General features: G+C 39.8%; 18 protein-coding genes, 1 tRNA gene and 5 pseudogenes. 8 read left to right on the top strand and 16 right to left on the bottom strand.

The window, feature by feature from the left end; all coding sequences use genetic code 11:
• The first annotated feature begins 83 nt into the window (after positions 1–83).
• Both AC2SLL_RS04530 and AC2SLL_RS04535 read left to right on the top strand, forming a co-directional pair.
• Positions 84–935, top strand: a complete 852-nt coding sequence (locus AC2SLL_RS04530; protein ID WP_486530498.1) for a mechanosensitive ion channel family protein — start codon at positions 84–86, stop codon at positions 933–935.
• 250 nt (positions 936–1,185) lie between these two features.
• Positions 1,186–2,001: an enoyl-CoA hydratase gene (locus AC2SLL_RS04535; protein ID WP_486530499.1), complete on the top strand. Its 816-nt coding sequence runs from the start codon at positions 1,186–1,188 to the stop codon at positions 1,999–2,001.
• 294 nt (positions 2,002–2,295) lie between these two features.
• Here AC2SLL_RS04535 and arsC read toward each other — a convergent pair whose 3' ends face one another.
• The 7 genes and pseudogenes from arsC to AC2SLL_RS04570 all read right to left on the bottom strand — a co-directional run.
• Positions 2,296–2,706, bottom strand: a complete 411-nt coding sequence (gene arsC / locus AC2SLL_RS04540; RefSeq protein ID WP_486530500.1) for an arsenate reductase (glutaredoxin) — start codon at positions 2,704–2,706, stop codon at positions 2,296–2,298.
• 313 nt (positions 2,707–3,019) lie between these two features.
• A complete protein-coding gene (locus AC2SLL_RS04545; protein ID WP_486530501.1) occupies positions 3,020–3,208 on the bottom strand; it encodes a hypothetical protein in 189 nt (62 codons plus the stop codon).
• Between the two features lie 244 nt (positions 3,209–3,452).
• A complete protein-coding gene (locus tag AC2SLL_RS04550; RefSeq protein WP_486530502.1) occupies positions 3,453–3,854 on the bottom strand; it encodes an ExbD/TolR family protein in 402 nt (133 codons plus the stop codon).
• Positions 3,855–3,978: 124 nt separating this feature from the next.
• Positions 3,979–4,626: a MotA/TolQ/ExbB proton channel family protein gene (locus AC2SLL_RS04555; RefSeq protein WP_486530503.1), complete on the bottom strand. Its 648-nt coding sequence runs from the start codon at positions 4,624–4,626 to the stop codon at positions 3,979–3,981.
• Positions 4,627–4,700: 74 nt separating this feature from the next.
• Entirely contained in the window at positions 4,701–5,615 is a 915-nt protein-coding gene (locus AC2SLL_RS04560; RefSeq protein WP_486530504.1) for an energy transducer TonB, read from the bottom strand.
• Positions 5,616–6,136: 521 nt separating this feature from the next.
• Entirely contained in the window at positions 6,137–6,316 is a 180-nt protein-coding gene (locus AC2SLL_RS04565) for a hypothetical protein (protein WP_486530505.1), read from the bottom strand.
• A pseudogene (locus AC2SLL_RS04570) lies at positions 6,294–6,923 on the bottom strand (DDE-type integrase/transposase/recombinase); the annotation flags it as partial. The pseudogene AC2SLL_RS04570 and the gene AC2SLL_RS04565, both read right to left, overlap by 23 nt.
• Between AC2SLL_RS04570 and AC2SLL_RS04575 the strand changes: the two are divergent.
• Together AC2SLL_RS04575 and AC2SLL_RS04580 are read left to right on the top strand one after the other, a co-directional pair.
• Positions 6,921–7,261, top strand: a pseudogene (locus AC2SLL_RS04575) (integrase core domain-containing protein); the annotation flags it as partial. The pseudogenes AC2SLL_RS04570 and AC2SLL_RS04575 sit on opposite strands and share 3 nt — an antisense overlap.
• A gap of 49 nt (positions 7,262–7,310) precedes the next feature.
• A pseudogene (locus AC2SLL_RS04580) lies at positions 7,311–7,385 on the top strand (helix-turn-helix domain-containing protein); the annotation flags it as partial.
• A gap of 503 nt (positions 7,386–7,888) precedes the next feature.
• Here the strand turns inward: AC2SLL_RS04580 and AC2SLL_RS04585 are convergent.
• The 5 genes and pseudogenes from AC2SLL_RS04585 to AC2SLL_RS04605 form a co-directional block, all read right to left on the bottom strand.
• Positions 7,889–7,963: transfer RNA gene (locus tag AC2SLL_RS04585), tRNA-Gly, on the bottom strand.
• Between the two features lie 153 nt (positions 7,964–8,116).
• Positions 8,117–8,290, bottom strand: a complete 174-nt coding sequence (locus AC2SLL_RS04590; RefSeq protein WP_486530609.1) for a helix-turn-helix domain-containing protein — start codon at positions 8,288–8,290, stop codon at positions 8,117–8,119.
• 30 nt (positions 8,291–8,320) lie between these two features.
• On the bottom strand, positions 8,321–8,653 hold the full coding sequence (locus AC2SLL_RS04595) for an AAA-type ATPase lid domain-containing protein (protein ID WP_486530610.1): 333 nt from the start codon (positions 8,651–8,653) through the stop codon (positions 8,321–8,323).
• 123 nt (positions 8,654–8,776) lie between these two features.
• Positions 8,777–8,953 (bottom strand): annotated as a pseudogene (locus AC2SLL_RS04600) (XylR N-terminal domain-containing protein); the annotation flags it as partial.
• 12 nt (positions 8,954–8,965) lie between these two features.
• Positions 8,966–9,160 carry a hypothetical protein gene (locus AC2SLL_RS04605; RefSeq protein ID WP_486530506.1) on the bottom strand — a complete coding sequence of 65 codons (195 nt, stop codon included), beginning with the start codon at positions 9,158–9,160 and terminating at the stop codon, positions 8,966–8,968.
• Positions 9,161–9,653: 493 nt separating this feature from the next.
• Between AC2SLL_RS04605 and AC2SLL_RS04610 the strand changes: the two genes are divergently transcribed.
• From AC2SLL_RS04610 to AC2SLL_RS04625, 4 genes and pseudogenes are all read left to right on the top strand, one after another.
• On the top strand, positions 9,654–9,929 hold the full coding sequence (locus AC2SLL_RS04610) for a phenol hydroxylase subunit (RefSeq protein ID WP_486530611.1): 276 nt from the start codon (positions 9,654–9,656) through the stop codon (positions 9,927–9,929).
• 110 nt (positions 9,930–10,039) lie between these two features.
• A pseudogene (locus tag AC2SLL_RS04615) lies at positions 10,040–11,038 on the top strand (aromatic/alkene monooxygenase hydroxylase subunit beta).
• A 160-nt stretch (positions 11,039–11,198) separates the two neighbouring features.
• The gene (locus AC2SLL_RS04620; RefSeq protein WP_486530612.1) at positions 11,199–11,489 is read left to right on the top strand and encodes a phenol hydroxylase subunit P4; all 291 of its coding nucleotides are present in this window, start codon (positions 11,199–11,201) and stop codon (positions 11,487–11,489) included.
• 54 nt (positions 11,490–11,543) lie between these two features.
• The gene (locus AC2SLL_RS04625) at positions 11,544–12,602 is read left to right on the top strand and encodes a 2Fe-2S iron-sulfur cluster-binding protein (protein ID WP_486530507.1); all 1,059 of its coding nucleotides are present in this window, start codon (positions 11,544–11,546) and stop codon (positions 12,600–12,602) included.
• 126 nt (positions 12,603–12,728) lie between these two features.
• Here the strand turns inward: AC2SLL_RS04625 and AC2SLL_RS04630 are convergent, their stop codons facing one another.
• From AC2SLL_RS04630 to AC2SLL_RS04645, 4 genes are all read right to left on the bottom strand, one after another.
• Positions 12,729–13,643 (bottom strand): flavin reductase family protein, encoded by a 915-nt coding sequence (locus tag AC2SLL_RS04630; RefSeq protein WP_486530509.1) that lies wholly within the window; start codon positions 13,641–13,643, stop codon positions 12,729–12,731.
• A 19-nt stretch (positions 13,644–13,662) separates the two neighbouring features.
• Entirely contained in the window at positions 13,663–14,616 is a 954-nt protein-coding gene (locus tag AC2SLL_RS04635) for a PDR/VanB family oxidoreductase (protein WP_486530510.1), read from the bottom strand.
• Between the two features lie 68 nt (positions 14,617–14,684).
• On the bottom strand, positions 14,685–15,428 hold the full coding sequence (locus tag AC2SLL_RS04640) for an SDR family NAD(P)-dependent oxidoreductase (RefSeq protein WP_486530511.1): 744 nt from the start codon (positions 15,426–15,428) through the stop codon (positions 14,685–14,687).
• A gap of 79 nt (positions 15,429–15,507) precedes the next feature.
• A complete protein-coding gene (locus AC2SLL_RS04645; protein ID WP_486530512.1) occupies positions 15,508–15,981 on the bottom strand; it encodes an aromatic-ring-hydroxylating dioxygenase subunit beta in 474 nt (157 codons plus the stop codon).
• Positions 15,982–15,983 lie beyond the last annotated feature (2 nt).

A 15,983-nucleotide genomic window follows, 5' to 3' on the forward strand; every position in this document is an offset into this window, starting at 1 on the left:
CTAATTATTCACATTTTTCAATATTCTCATACTTAAATAATTAACCACATAATATCAACCACACAATATTAAAAAGAGTAATTATGGAGTTTTTAGGGTTTACCTTAGACATTGCGAGCTTAAGCGAAAATGCATTAGGTTTGGTTATCAAAGTAGCAGTAGCAATACTGATATTTATTGTGGGCCGCTGGCTGGCTAAAAGACTGGTACATCTTGCCACTCGAATGATGAAACGCAGCCATCTAGATGATACGGTATCTGGATTTTTAAGTCGGTTATTATATGGCGTATTACTAGTTATTGTTATTTTAGCCGCGCTGAACAAAGTCGGTGTGCAAACGAACTCAGTTGTGGCTATTCTAGGTGGTGCCGCTCTAGCTATTGGTCTATCATTAAAAGACCAACTGTCTAACTTTGCAGCAGGCATCATAATTGTTCTATTTCGTCCTTTTGTCAGCGGCGACTTTGTACAAATTAGTGATTACACCGGTACGGTCACAAAAATTACCTTAGTCAACACCCATCTCACTACTATGAATAATCACGATGTCATTATTCCTAATAACGACATCAGTACATCTGCGATTATCAATTATACTGCTCTGCCCAATCGACGTGTCGATATCACAGTCGGCATTGGCTACGGTGCAGATATCAAGACAGCAAAGGAAATCATGCTAAAGCTTGCAAAAGATAACCCCCTTGCTCTTCAAGATCCTGAACCTATCGTACGAGTGACCAATCTTGGTGATAACGCTGTCGATTTAACCTTGAATGTATGGACAACGAATTCAGACTGGTGGGCATTAAACTGCGATCTACTTGAGCAGTTTAAAATAGCGCTGGATGATCATCATATCGAAATACCATTCCCACAACGCAGCGTACATATCGAAGGTTTAGAAAAACTGGTGGCTAATACCAAACAGTCCTAAACTACTGAAGAACTTGTGATTAAAAGGGTTTTATTTACAACTGTTTTTAACATAATGACAGTAGTTATACAGGGTGGCGATACCAACATTTCAGCGTAACAGCCTAGTGAATTTGAAGGGGAGACAGTATCGAAAAAAATTGCTTGATACTCTTAATGCTTGATACCCTCAAATAACATAAGGTATGTTATATTTAAACTGCCTATATTAAACTGCCTATAAATAACACACGACTCGTTAAGGATGACGAATGACACACTCAAATACCACAACTTACCCAGAAGACCCTTTTGTCCTAAGAGACAACAGCAACGCCATAAATGGTGTTGTTACCCTCACACTAAACCGTCCCAAGCAATTTAATGCGCTATCTTCTGATATGTTATCGGCTATACAAAAAGAGCTTGAAGGCATTGCACAAGATAAACATATCAGCGTTGTGGTTATTGGTGCAAATGGCAAAGCATTTTGCGCTGGTCATAACCTTAAAGAAATGCGAGCGAATGCCGATAAAGCGTTTTATCAGTCCTTATTTAAACAATGTAGCGATATGATGATGCTTATTAACCATATGCCGCAAGTGGTCATTGCAAAAGTTCAAGGTATTGCAACTGCGGCAGGGTGCCAATTAGTTGCTGCCTGTGACTTAGCGGTTGCTGCGGATAGTGCAAAATTTGCAACTTCTGGCATCAATGTCGGTTTATTCTGTTCTACGCCTGCCGTCGAAGTTAGCCGCAGCTTATTACCCAAAAAGGCATTTGAAATGCTCATTACTGGTGAGTTTATTGATGCGCATACGGCGTTGCAACAAGGCCTTATTAACCGCATTGCAGCCCCTGATCAATTAGAGGACGTGCTCCTGTCTTTAATCAACGCCATTACCTCCAAATCTCCCGTAGCAGTAAGTACCGGCAAAAGCATGTTTTATAAGCAATTAACTATGGGCGTGGAAGACGCTTATCACTATGCCAGTGAGGTAATGGTCGGTAATATGATGACAGATGATGTTGCCGAAGGGATTGATGCTTTTATTGAGAAACGACATGCGGTATGGAAAGGTCGCTAATCTCACTAAACCAAGATATTACAATATGGGCATTAAAAACATTGAAAAAATAGGCATTGAAAAAGCGTAGTGCCAATCCAAGGGTAGTTAAGCCGTTCAAACCTGTATTCACAATCTAAAACAAGACTGTTTTGACTAAAATAACGTAATATGAGGCGATATTTAGCGCCCATAGTCATTCTATTTAGCCTGATTTTTTAGCCTAATCTTTAGCGCCGTAGCGTGAATATTGTAGGTAGAAAGACTCCATGATCGCTTGCGAATACAGGTACTTAGCATTGACCTTAGCTTTTCTTATATTTCATTATCATACTGAATTACATCGCCATTTTCTTTAGTGAAACACTTCACTGGATTATCTAATACCTCAAATATCCTTTCTAAAGGGCGACTTAACACAGCTCCTTTATTGGAAATAACAATAGGACGGTTGATTAAAATAGGATGCTCAATCATCGCATCAATCAACTGATTATCAGAGATATCAGCAACTTCTAACCCTAGCTCTTTATATACTGGTTCTTTGCTTCGCACCAGCTCTCTTGGCGATATCTTCATTTGCGACAGCAGCTCGACTAAATACTCACGTGATGGCGGCTCTTTCAAGTAGTCAATAATGGTTGGCTGCTCGCCCGAGGCTTTAAGAATAGCCAAAGCATTTCGTGAGGTACTACATTTTGGATTATGAAAAATAGTGGTTGTCATAGTTTAAAAACCCTTATTGAATGATTGGTATATTAATACTTTCAGGGCAAAGCCTTTTTAAAACTGTTTTAAAACTGAGAGTTATTACACTTTAATATTTGATGACTTAAGTGTAATTTTAATACTCGCTGGATTTTAGACATAAAAAGTCCGGCCAATTCTACTATATCTTGCCAGAAAACAAGCAATTTCTCACGACAAATATTGTCGCATGAGTCCGTTACTATATTAAATTTGAGCAAAATTGAATTTTAGCAAATCAAGGTATAAGTGGCAGTGAGTAAAGTATTACTGCGGATAGTTAATACCGCATTCATACGGATAACACCACATTTAAGAAATCACTCAAATGTGAAGCTTGCTGCACTGGGGTGTAGTCTTGTGTATAAACAGAATTATATTGAGCTATATCGCATACTGAGCTATTGGCCATGACGGTAATGGTTGGAGCCTCAGTGAGCGCACTTGCAGGATGGGTAGATAGTGCAACAGAAACTGCCACAGTTAAAGTTGATAACTAAAATCGATATGACTTCGAGGCAACACTTACTCTCTATAAAATCAATAAACAAGCCGCACAATAAACAGCCGCACAATAAACAGTATGCTAAACAAAGGAGAAATACGCCATAGACATAGATAGGTTGATAAAGCTAAATCAACTTTAAGTCATATGAAACTAGTGTTTCTAAAACACTTAAGACGCTTAGCCAGACCATTTAATACCTATCTAAATATCGCACCATTTACTCGCTTATGAAAGCAATTTTACTCAGGTTAGCACCACTAGCTACTGCAAGTATCTGAGCGACCGTTTCATAGCGCGCATCTTTATCTGCACGCAAACGAATGGTTGGCTCCTCTTCGAGCTGGGATTGGGCTTGCATACGTGTTTCAAGCTGTTCTAAATTGATAGGATGATCGTCCCAAAATATGCCAGCGTCCTCATCTACGCTTATTTGAATCACTTTAGGAGGTTGCTGCTGCACAGTAGCACTTGTTTTTGGTAAATCTAACGGTACTGAAGGATTCAATATCGTAGCAGTTACCATAAATATGATCATCAGTACCAACATAATATCAATCAGTGGGATGAGATTCATCTCACTCATTCCTTGCATATCATCCTCGCCTAATTGGAAGGCCATTTCATACTCCTATCTACTCGTCTTAACGTTATGGTTCATCTAGTACCCAAAACTATCGGCAACTATGAAAAACTATCAAGTAAAGCTTAAAGGCTGACTGCACTGCCCTACTCTTTCAGCAAGCTTAGCCTGCTGTTGATGAGGAGTACTCTCTGGTTTGATTAGTCGCTGAAGTAGCCTTATCTTTTTTTACGGATACAGCTACTTGTCTACCATCGCCCTTTGCGGTATTACCTAAAATGCTATAGGCAACATCATTTGCCTGAAACAGAACTCTACGGTTAAGACGTACCGCTACGTTGTAAAAGATAACAGCAGGTATTGCTACTGCCAATCCAAGACCCGTCATAATAAGAGCTTCGCCTACTGGGCCAGCCACTTGACTTAATCCTGCCTGACCAGACTCACCGATACTATGAAGCGCGTGAAAAATCCCCCATACGGTCCCAAATAATCCAATAAATGGCGCAATACTGGCTGTGGTACCCAAAAGAGACAGACCTTTTTCACTGTTATAACGATAGCGTCCGATTTGTTGTAATAATATCTGCTCGGTTGCCGTTTTACGCTGAGAATCTGACAAGGTTGCTATTTCATTAGACTCGCCCTTAACTGCTGAGGAGAGATCCACTGCCACTTTACCTTTCATTTTATAACTTTGATAAATACGTAAAATACCAGTAACCCAAGATAGTATAGACAACGCAATTAAGCAAAAAAACAAAAACTTGGTTACTATATCGGTATACTGCCAATAACTTGTAAAGTCCATAATGAGTCCTTAGTTAACTAAATTTTGCAAACTTAATATCAATAATAGCCACGTTAATAGGCTTAATGTTTTATTTAAGGTATCCGGTAATCAAAAGGCAAAATAATATCACCCATTACAGGCACACCATTTTTAATAAAGGGATTAAATTTAGCCTGTTTCACAGACCTTATAGCTGCGTTATCGATAGTTTTATTGCCAGAAGAGCTGACAATGCTAGCACTGGTCACGTTGCCTTGTTTATCAACCCGCATTTTTATCGAGAGACTGTAGGTATCACCTGAACGTCCTCTTCTTCTAACCTGTTCGGGAAATACAAAATTGGGCTTGCGACGCCAGCTAGCTTGACTTGCAGAAAATGATTGAGGCGTGTTGCTGGCTGCTTTTCGCGCACTCTCTTGCTGTGCTTCTCGTTCTCTTGCTTGCTGTGCTTCTCGTTCTCTTGCTTGCTGTGCTTCTCGCTCTCTTGCTTGTTGCGCTTCTCGTTCTTTTGCTTGCTTCTGCAAACGCTGTTGTTCAATTTCCCACTGTCGCTGCTGCTCTAAGGTTTCATCTGTTGAAATAACTGGTTTCGACACAGGTTTTGGTTTTACAGGTTTTGGTTTTACAGGTTTTGGCTTTGTCACAGGTTTTGGCTTTGTCACAGGTTTTGGCTTTGTAATAGGTTTTGGCTTTGTAATAGGTTTTGGCTTTGTAATAGGTTTTGGCTTTGTAATAGGTTTTGGCTTTGGCTCAGCTTTACGTACCGGCATAGGTACGGGTTGTTGCTTCTGTTCATTAAGTTCTAATTGATGAGCTGGCTCTTCTTCAATAGGTTTAACCAACTGTATTTCGATTGGTTGCGCTTCTTGCTGATCGGGTAGTTTCAGTTTAGGCACTTCCATATTCGCTAATGCGGAAGCCACAATGCCGTGTAAAGCCACTACTGCAACAAAAGTGGCTATATTGACAAGTGTCAGTCTTTTCGTATTATGGTTCTCATTTGTCATGGCAGTCTATTGGTCGTGAAGAAAATTAACTTAAATGTAGTGCATTTCTGCCTACTTTTTTGTTCAAGCAAGCCTCTACTTATATTGGCTTCTAAGCTCATTTAGTAGGAAGATTATTAGTAGCAAGGCAATGCCCTAAAACAAAATAAGTTATCTATATTATTAATCCTACCTACTATACTAAGTACCTTAAATAATTAGATAATGCAGAGGGTAGATAATAATATAAAAACATAAACTTGTAAATAATAATCATTATCAATTTAGTTTTAATGAAATTTAGTTTTAATAAAGACACTGGCTTAGATGCGTTATCATCTATATTTGGATATGAGGGCAAGATAACGAAGATTTGAGGACAAGATAATGAAACAGTCACATTTTATTTATGGCACCTATTTTAAGCTTTTTATCGTTTAAAAAAGGTGACAAAATCGTATTTATACATTTTTTTAATTCAAGATAATCTCCAAAGCTGTCTGGGACATATATTTTTCCGCTTCCACTCACACCATAAAAACCTACACCATTTTTTTAGCTTTACCAAACATCGCATTATATGCTTTCTGCGCTACTGACCATCCAAAGTCAGTATAGATGGCATGTTTACCACTGCTATATAACCAGTAACCCTTTTTTTGAACCGCCCCGACTATATCGGAGAGTAAATTACTTGAGTCAGGCAGCTTTGTCTGACTCACTAAGACTATCATAATATCGTCTCTCAAACTCAAAAGGCGACACATAACCAATCGTGCTATGTAAACGTGTTTTATTAAACCTGAAAAGCGTTAAAAATCGATTAAGTATCGATTTAGCTTTGCAAGGCGAGAGCTGTGCTCGAGTGACAACCCATTCAAGGGTTGCTAATTCAACATCACTCACACCTTGCCACTGTTGTTTTAAATAATCAATCACCTCCGTTTAATAAAGCCCGTTAACCGTTTCATCTAATGCATTATCGTATGAGCGAGGTAATAGCAAAGCACTGCTTTGCCCGAGCGCAAGGGGAGAGCTGTGCTCGAGTAGATCACCTGTCATGCCAACAGATGCAATGACGCCAGAATCAGCCATCTTATCAGTATAGCGAATGGATAAATACTGAACACCTCTATCACTGTGGTGGATCACATCCTTGGGATGGTTTCTATCCGCTATTGCTTGATTAAGTGCTGCCATTACCATATCGGTATTCATACGGTTAGATACTTTCCAACCAACGATACTGCGGGCAAACACATCAATAATAAAAGCGGTATAGACCCAGCCACTTAACGTTTTAACGTAAGTAAAGTCAGCAACCCACAGTATTGCAGCGATGATTATCGCAAAAATAATCAGTAAACACGGTTTTAAAGGATCTATGAGTGCGAGAGGTAACTGTTATGACAATGCGCCAATAGAGAGCTTCTGGGGCGTTTTAAAGAATGAGTTGATATATCATCATAATTACAAAACTCGATTTGATGCAATCAACGGTATCATGAAATATATCGAGTTTTATTACAATGAGGAGCGATTAGCAAAGCACTGCTTTGCAGCGACGCAAGGCGAGAGCTATGCCGAGTGGAGTCAGGATTCAGCAGAGTTTAGGTATGAGATCGCCAAGACAGGTTTGGGTGGATTTCTATCGTCAAGCTGCCTGATTAAAATCTCCCAAGTTTAGGTGTACGGATTTGACAGCAGGGGTCACTCAGTAAATTGTGCGAAGTATTGGAAGTGACGCCTGGTGACATTCTAAAATATGTACCTGATGAGGAGAAAACTTAAGATTAAAAATAACTTTGGGCACGTAAAGAATGAGGTATGCAAGTAAGGGCATAAATTATAAATTATTTAATATCAATAACTTATAAGATAAAACTTTAATTTAAATCTTACGGATTCAATTCAGCAATAAAGTTTTGGGCACCATTTTCATGCGCTGAAATTTAGCTTGCATAGTTCAAGTTAGATCCAAAAAATTTATGTTAGGGTCTAAACTTATAAAAGATTAAATTTCTAAAATTTCAATGTTTTCAAGTTGGGGTCTATGCTATTTAAATGATGCAAAATTACCTAAAAATATATGTCAAGGTTGGGGTCAAATTTTGCTTAGTCAATTTTAACATGGGCACATTCTGGGCACCAAATGGGCACCTCGTTGGATTTGGCCAAAATTATTAGGTAGTTATACTTCATCAAATTGGTTTCACTAAATATTCAAAAAGTGCTTAAACCCCCAATTTTAAACGCAAAAAAAGCCCTACTGTTAAGTAGGGCTTTTTAAAATTTGGAGCGGGATAAGAGATTCGAACTCTCGACCCCAACCTTGGCAAGGTTATGCTCTACCACTGAGCTAATCCCGCATAATATCTAAAAACCAGATAAAACTAAATATTTTTTAGATAGGTTGGCTATTATAATCTATTTTTTTTATCTGTCAATATCTTATTTTCCAAGCCTGACTATTGAATGCTTGTGCACAGCTTTTGGGTTATCTATTCAAATCGGGTGCGTTGCTATTTATTGGCGACGCTGTATTTACTTAATCGATAATCTAACTTAGCTCTACTAATATTGAGTAACCTTGCCGCTTTAGAGACATTGCCATCACAGTGATCAAGAGCGGCTGTTATGACCCTCTTATTAAAGTCATCTAAATCAAAAGCATCATGAAGTAATGCGTGTAAGATATCATTATCAGAGGCTTTTTCATTACGTTGTTAGCTGCCACTTTTGCTTGATATTTTTAGCTTACTTTCTAAATGTTCATTCTCGTACAAGTCTTTATCAGAGAACTGTAAATCACTACTATCTATCAAACTATGCCCCTCATTTAAAATAACCGCCCGTTCAATCACGTTTTGTAATTCACGTACATTACCAGACCAGTCATGTAACTGTAAATATTCACGCGCTTGATCAGTAAACCCCTCAATAGTTTTGTTGTACATAGCCGCATACTTTTGTAAAAAGAATTTTGCCAATAAAAAGATATCTTGGCCCCTATCACGTAATGGCGGAATAAAAATAGGAAAGGTATTGAGACGATAAATACGCTACCTCAAATGAATTATACCAATCAATACTGGCAAAAAAATCTCCCGTATCAAAATCAGCTTTTAACTCAACAGGTACTACCTTTACCATTCCCCGTATGGTATGCAGCTGTGGTCCTGCTAAAAAACCTCTTTCCAACTCCCATTGGGTCTAAGCTTTTTTGCAATTTCTGCATCTTCAATGCCAGCATAATAACCGTATTGCGAGAATAAACGCTGGGTAGTCTCTTCTCCAAGGCCTTTGGATAAATCTTGACGAAGCCTCCATAGTGCAGAGGCATAGTTGAGCATCATACGCTGCCCACCAAACTATATCTTGCCAGCATTGACATCAAAGTGAATATGATCAAGCAAATCTTCAATACTCTTTGAGAACTGGCTATCCTCTATATCGGTGCTTGAGCTACTCGTGGCGTCTTTCCGTGTCTTTGTTGTTGCGTTCTCGCTTAAGGAAGAATTTTTAAGCGGTTTGGGGGCAAACGCTTTCGATGAATACTTTTTCATATCTATGCAATCCTTGCAACTGGCTAAGTCTCTATCCGTAGAGATTGGCTTAAATGTATAAAGGTAATACCTAATTTTCCAGTAATAAAACTTTTATACGCCATGTGTTATCAATTGAGCAAGCAATAAATGCAATGTTTGAATAGCAATTATGCCTAAACTGGTTAATAAATTTTAAATTCATTATTTCATGATACTGGTCAATTCATATTAATCAAATGATGAATTTTATACATGGATTAAACTTATTTGCTTTATAAAAAGGTCGACTCCAATTTTATTTAACTAATAAAATCAATAGCTTATTATCTTTAAATTAAATTTGGCACGCTACTTGTATTAACTTCATTAGTAACGTTGCGTTTCTTATGATAAGCATTCGAGCTCCGTATCAAAAGTCATTGCTATGACGACGTCAGTTTTTAAGTTCATTTGCAGGAAGCACTAGAAGGGATTCAGGATGAATTAAGATCAATCATACCTTGCCACCCCCATTAATAAACTCACTAAATACGTTCGTGTGCGAAGCGATGCAGATTCGAGGTTTGTCATGTTCGATTTTGCCATTGGCGACCCCACGTTGTTTGTGGAGCTGGTTCTACCGCCTAAAAGCTTTGAAGAATTTTGTGCTATCAACAATGTCGTCTACATGACGGACGAGCAGATGGCGCTTAATGATGCCGAAGAAGACAAATGGCGCTATGGTCAGGAGCCTACCTTGGTAGGTAGCAACCATACTGACATGACTGCCACCAAAACCCATAGTTAGCCCCTTAATAACGTGAACCTTAATAACGTACATTTTACAACTTTTTTCATTTTAGGGCTTACGCAAATGACTGTGTTTAAAGCGTTTACAGTCGACTAGGAGAGTTCCTCATGTCTTTAGAAATCAAAACAGCTGGCATTGAGCCCATCAGACATACTTATAACCATATTGCCAATCGATTTGGCGACAAACCTGCTACCCGATATCAAGAGGCCACTTATGATCTGCAAAGTGCGGTTAACTTCCATTACCGTCCGTTGTGGAATCCTGATAAAACCCTAAACGATAAAACCTACACTTGTATTGAAATACAAGATTGGTAAGACTTAAAAGACCCCAGACAGTTCTATTACGGCGCTTACGTTCAAAATCGTGCCCGTATGCAAGAAGGCGCCGAAACCAATTACAACTTCTTTGATAAGCGCGACTTACAGGCGAACCTATCTGATGAGGTAAGAGACAAAGTTATTTTAGGTCTTCTACCTCTTCGTCACGTTGAGCAAACTGCCAATCTAAACTTCATGTACGGCAGTGCTTATGGATATGGGACTGCCATTACCCAAGTCTGCTTATATGCGGGCATGGATAGACTGGGCATGGCGCAATATCTCTCTCGTATTGGCTTATTGATTGATGGTAATTCGAGCGATTCTTTAATACATGCAAAAGTAAGTTGGATGGAGAACGAAGCATGGCAAGGCATTCGTGCCCTGTGCGAGAACATGCTGGTGCAAAAAGATTGGTTTGAGCTGTTTATTGCTCAGGCATTGGTGCTGGACACTTACATCAAAGTCATTCATTACGACCACCTTGATAGCTGGCTGGTGGAGCATGGCGGGCGCGACATCGCAATGCTCACAGAGTTTATGCAAGATTGCTTTAAAGATTTAGGCAGATGGAGTACCAGTGTCATTAAAACCGTGGTTGCCGAAAGTGATGCCAACAAGCACCAGTGCTAAAGCTGGCTTGAGACGTGGAATGACAAAATCATGAGCGCTTATCAGCCTTTAATCGATGCGCTTTTTGATGAAGAAGACGCGAAAAATATTCAACAAGCCATCAATACTGAGCTTAAAAAGCGCTGTAAAACCATCGGGCTTAACCTTTAAAAGCAAGCTCTAACAATCAAAACAAGCCTTAACAAACAGCCCTTACTCATCTATATAAATAGGAAAACATCATGTCAAAAGTATATTTAGCCTTACAAGATAACGATATGTCACGCTAAATTGTGCAGGCAGTGGAAGAAGACAACCCTATGGCGATAACATTCTCGTATTTATCGGGTGGGACGAGCACCTGTTATTTTGTTCTGCCAAAGCTTTTCCCGTACCACCCAAAATGACGTTTAAGGACTTTAAAGACATTATTCTCAGAGAAGGCTTCAATCAACACCCAGACTTTGAACACATCAAATGGGATGAGGTGTTATGGAATTTAAATGACGAATCCATTACCCCGTCAGATGAGCAAACTTTAGCAGACATAGGATTTGACCATAAATCATTATTACGTTTTAAAACGCCGGGCTTAAATGGTTGGAAAGGAACGGGTGTATAGAGTTAATTCCTTTATCAACCCAACCTTTTTTAAACAACTTGAGGAGAATATCCAATGAGTTATGAAGTAACCATTGAGCCTACGGGCGACATCATTGAAGTAGAAGAGGACCAAACCATTCTTGAAGCCGCATTACGCCAAGGGGTGTGGTTGCCTTTTGCTTGTGGGCACGGTACTTGTGGCACCTGCAAAGTTCAAGTCATGGATGGGTTTTATGATGTGGGCGAAGCATCTGCCTTTGCTTTATTAGATGTGGATCGTGAAGAAGGTAAAGTTTTGGCATGCTGTTGCAAGCCAGAATCAGACTTAGTCATTGAAGCAGATGTCGATGTGGACCCAGACTTTATGGGCTATCCAGTAGAAGACTATACTGCGACGGTGGAAGATATTACCCCTCTTTTGCCGACCATTATCGGTATCCGATTGAAGCTTGACCGTGACATGCAGTTTCAAGCCGGTCAATACATTAATCTGGATATCCCTGATGTGGGCACACGCGCTTTTTCAATTGCAAATAGTCCCGCCCAGTCTGACACAGTAGAGCTTCATGTTCGTCTTGTGCCAGAAGGCAAAGGGACAACATGGCTCCATAATGAGCTTGCTGTTGGCGATAATATTCCGCTTTCAGGCCCCTATGGTCAGTTCTTTGTACGTAATAGCGATGAGCAGGATGTCATTTTCATTGCCGGTGGCTCAGGCTTATCTAGTCCTGAATCAATGATTCTCGATATGCTTGAAAAAGGCGATAGTCGCCAGATTTATCTGTTCCAAGGCGCCCGCAACGTACCCGAGTTATACCACAGAGAAAAATTTGAACAGCTAACAAATGAACATGATAACTTCCATTATATTCCCGCATTAAGTGATGAGGATACAGTGGGAGAATGGAGCGGATTTAAAGGGTATGTGAATGACGCTGTCCATCAGCATTTTGAGGGCAAGTGCTCTGGTCATAAAGCCTATTTATGTGGACCACCCCCAATGATTGATGCGTGTTTAACAACACTGATGCAGGCTCGCCTTTTTGAGCGTGATATTTATATGGAGAAGTTTTTAACTGCTGCAGATCTTGATGCTGGAAGTAGCCGTTCTGCTTTATTAAGAAAGGTATAACTGTTTTATAGTCACTAGAAAATAGAGTTAAAGTTATTTAAAGTAGTTACAAGGCAACCGAGCGACACTACGACAACAGTAAGTTAAGCGAAGTTACCACCGTAACCGTTTAGAGTGACTTTAATTTTAGCAAAGTAACCGTAAAGTATCCTTCATACTATTAAAACTATCGGTGCCAACACGATTAGATAATTCCATTTTATATTCTTCAGCAATCTCTAATAGCCCTTGAGCCATTTTTATCCCTTCTTCAGTAAGGTTCGCACTTTCATTGTCGTATATCACATGACTATTTCCCATTGCAGATAAGGAGTCCAACAAGGCCTTTTTCGGTTGCATAACCAAGTACGCTAATATTGCTAAAGACATTTTATTACCATCTGAAAGGCTGGCATATATCCGCCAAGCGTCTGGATTAACGCCTTTGCGCACACTCAAACGTCGATAAAACTCCTGACTCAAACTATTGTAAGAGGCTCTTAGCAAATACAATAAATGATTGTTCAGAAAGTCTTGCTCAAATGCAGTTTCAGTATGATCTGCATTGGCGGGCTCATAATGAGGATTAGCTTGTGCGTATGACCCTTGCGAAAACACCAGAGGTCGTAAGTTATCTGTCATTCTGTAGTCAAGCACTTTACCAACCATGATAAGATGATCGCCCCCTTCATAAACATTCCAGCGCTCACATTCTATTTGTGCCAATACATTGGGAAGTAAGGGTATTCCACCAATGCCATCACTATATTCAAGATCCTTAAATTTATCTTGCCCGCGGCCTGCAAACCTATTTGATAGGTTGATCTGGTGTTCCGATAAAATATTGATTGCAAAATACCGACAGTTTTTAAACGTCTCTAGGCTGTAATTTCCTTTATCAATACTCCAAAGTATCAGTGCAGGGTCTACAGAAACCGTATTAAAACTGCTGGCAGTCATACCAATAGGCTCGCCCTTCTGGCTACGGGTCGTAATAACCGTCACGCCTGTTGGAAATTGACCAAAAAGTTGGCGCAACTGTTTTGCTTCAAAGTTAGGCACAGTGTTCTCCCGAAGTAAATTAAATATCTAGAATTAATATGGAGGATTTTGAGCGCGAGCAGCATACTGCTATTTGATCGTTGTCTGCTTTTTCATCGTCAGTTAAAAACTGATCTCTATGATCAGGTTCCCCTTCAATGACATCCACGATACAGGTGCCACAGATACCTTGCTCACACGATACCTCGACCTTTATACCCGCCTCAGCCAGCGCTTGTACAATCGATTGATTCTCAGACACTTCAATGGTTTTGCCACTTTGCTCTGCGATCACAGTAAATGCCGTACCAGCTGTATCGACATCGACGTTAAAATACTCGCAATGTATGTTTGAGTCTGGAAAACCTAACGCTTTAGCAGAGTCCATGACCCAATTCATAAAACCACTTGGACCACACGTATACAAGTGAGTGCCCTCAGGAGCATTGCTAAAGTGCAACTGAGGATCTAAACGTTGGGTGTCCTCTAAATCATCACAGTGTAACTTTAGCGAGCTTCCAAATTCATTTTCTAACTCTTCGGCAAATACTGCTGATATCTTAGACTTTGCGCAATAGTGCAGTTCAAATGACTTATTAGCCGACTTCAAGGTATAGGCCATAGAGATCATTGGTGTAATCCCGATACCGCCCCCCACTAAAATGCTGTGTTCAGCAGATAAATCTAAGGGAAATAAATTACGAGGTTCACTAATGGTTATCACATCGCCTACATGAAATGTCTCGTGAATGCCAATTGATCCACCTCTAGATTCTGGTTCTTTTAAAATACCTAGGCGGTAAAACCGAGATTCATTGGGCGCACTACAGAGCGAATACTGGCGAACGATATCATCGTTAATATGCACATCAATGTGGGCACCTGCGCTAAATGCTGGCAACGCCGTACCTTCTTTATTCTCTAATGTGAGCGATAAAATATCGTCATTCAATCGTTTTTTTTCAGTGATAACAACTTCTATTAAATTACTCATTATCTATTCAATTCCATTTTGTGTCCCAATCTTTAAACCCTTGATCCGCAAAGTTTAAACTCTCATTACTAACGCATATATAAGCCACCATTTAAGTCCCAAGTAGCCCCCGTAACGGCAAACGCATCTCGGCTCATGAGCTGAGCAACTGTTTTCCCTATAAAGTCTGGACTACCTAATGCTTTTACCGGAATGACATTCTCTAATAAATGCTGCAGTTTTTCTGCAGACACTAACTCATGAACAATAGGCAAATCTAATGGGCCTGGAGCGACTGCATTTACGGTAACGCCACTTGCGGCTAAATGACCTGCAAACACTTTGGTCATCGTGAGCACTCCCCCTTTGCTTGAAGAGTAATGAACCCCAGCCGCTGCCCCACCATTTTGTCCCGCTAACGAGGCAATATTGACAATACGGCCATAGCCTTTCTCAGCAAGATAAGCACCAAATACTTGACAACCAAACAACGTACCACGCAGGTTGACGTTTATGACCTTATCAAACTCATCTGCAGTGACCTGCATGACAGGCGTTGTCAAAGTGAGCGCCGCATTATTGACTAAACCATTGACTTGTCCAAAATGCGCCTCAACTTTATCAAGTGCGTTCTCAAAGTCAGACTTTATAGTCACATCTAAACCAAAGCCAATAGCCAACTTACCACTAGCATCAATGTTCTTAGCCGCCTGTATGGCTTTGTCTTCATTGACATCTGTCATAGCAACACAAAAGCCATCTGACACAAGTGCCTTTGCAATACATTGTCCCAACCCTTGGGCAGATCCTGTTATGACAATAACATCCTTCATATTAGCTTCGCCTCTTATGCTTTATGCTCGCTTATATACCTTTACTATTGACTAACAAAGGCCGTTCTATCTATACTCTTTATAGTAAATAGCTAATAGTGCGTAGATAGTCTTCTGCATTAATCAGTTTGACAATTTTTTGATAAATTCTGAATGATTGATCTTGTTCAATTAGCTTATATTCAACATTGGCAATGAATTGTCTGATATCACCAAGTCGACATTCATTAATCATTAAGGCACATTTAGCCGTAATCATACCTTCAGCTTCGTCAACGACTAAGCGAGAAGGAAGACGAACCGTACCACTGGTCGTTGATGCTGAAATAGATTCGCCACTTTTTAAGCGTGCCACACGCATACGCCGCATTGCCGCATTGTCGTAAGCAAAGTTAAGCTGGTTCTTATAATCATCATTTTCTAAGTCAATGGGAACAATATACATCCCCTCGTCTTCCCAAAGTGTGAGCCACTGCTCATAATTCATTGAGTCCAACAAATCATTTTCATAATCAATGAATACTGAGACTTTATTATGTAAATCGTAATTCATTT

Source organism: Psychrobacter sp. CX97 (genome assembly GCF_057396285.1).

What these genes read in the sequence shown, in the direction of transcription:
- AC2SLL_RS04530 (WP_486530498.1), top strand. Translation starts at nt 84, where the DNA reads ATGGAGTTTTTAGGGTTTACCTTAGACATTGCGAGCTTAAGCGAAAAT.
- AC2SLL_RS04535 (WP_486530499.1), top strand. Translation starts at nt 1,186, where the DNA reads ATGACACACTCAAATACCACAACTTACCCAGAAGACCCTTTTGTCCTA.
- arsC (WP_486530500.1), bottom strand. Translation starts at nt 2,706, where the DNA reads ATGACAACCACTATTTTTCATAATCCAAAATGTAGTACCTCACGAAAT.
- AC2SLL_RS04550 (WP_486530502.1), bottom strand. Translation starts at nt 3,854, where the DNA reads ATGGCCTTCCAATTAGGCGAGGATGATATGCAAGGAATGAGTGAGATG.
- AC2SLL_RS04555 (WP_486530503.1), bottom strand. Translation starts at nt 4,626, where the DNA reads ATGGACTTTACAAGTTATTGGCAGTATACCGATATAGTAACCAAGTTT.
- AC2SLL_RS04560 (WP_486530504.1), bottom strand. Translation starts at nt 5,615, where the DNA reads ATGACAAATGAGAACCATAATACGAAAAGACTGACACTTGTCAATATA.
- AC2SLL_RS04605 (WP_486530506.1), bottom strand. Translation starts at nt 9,160, where the DNA reads ATGAAAAAGTATTCATCGAAAGCGTTTGCCCCCAAACCGCTTAAAAAT.
- AC2SLL_RS04625 (WP_486530507.1), top strand. Translation starts at nt 11,544, where the DNA reads ATGAGTTATGAAGTAACCATTGAGCCTACGGGCGACATCATTGAAGTA.
- AC2SLL_RS04635 (WP_486530510.1), bottom strand. Translation starts at nt 14,616, where the DNA reads ATGAGTAATTTAATAGAAGTTGTTATCACTGAAAAAAAACGATTGAAT.
- AC2SLL_RS04640 (WP_486530511.1), bottom strand. Translation starts at nt 15,428, where the DNA reads ATGAAGGATGTTATTGTCATAACAGGATCTGCCCAAGGGTTGGGACAA.
- AC2SLL_RS04645 (WP_486530512.1), bottom strand. Translation starts at nt 15,981, where the DNA reads ATGAATTACGATTTACATAATAAAGTCTCAGTATTCATTGATTATGAA.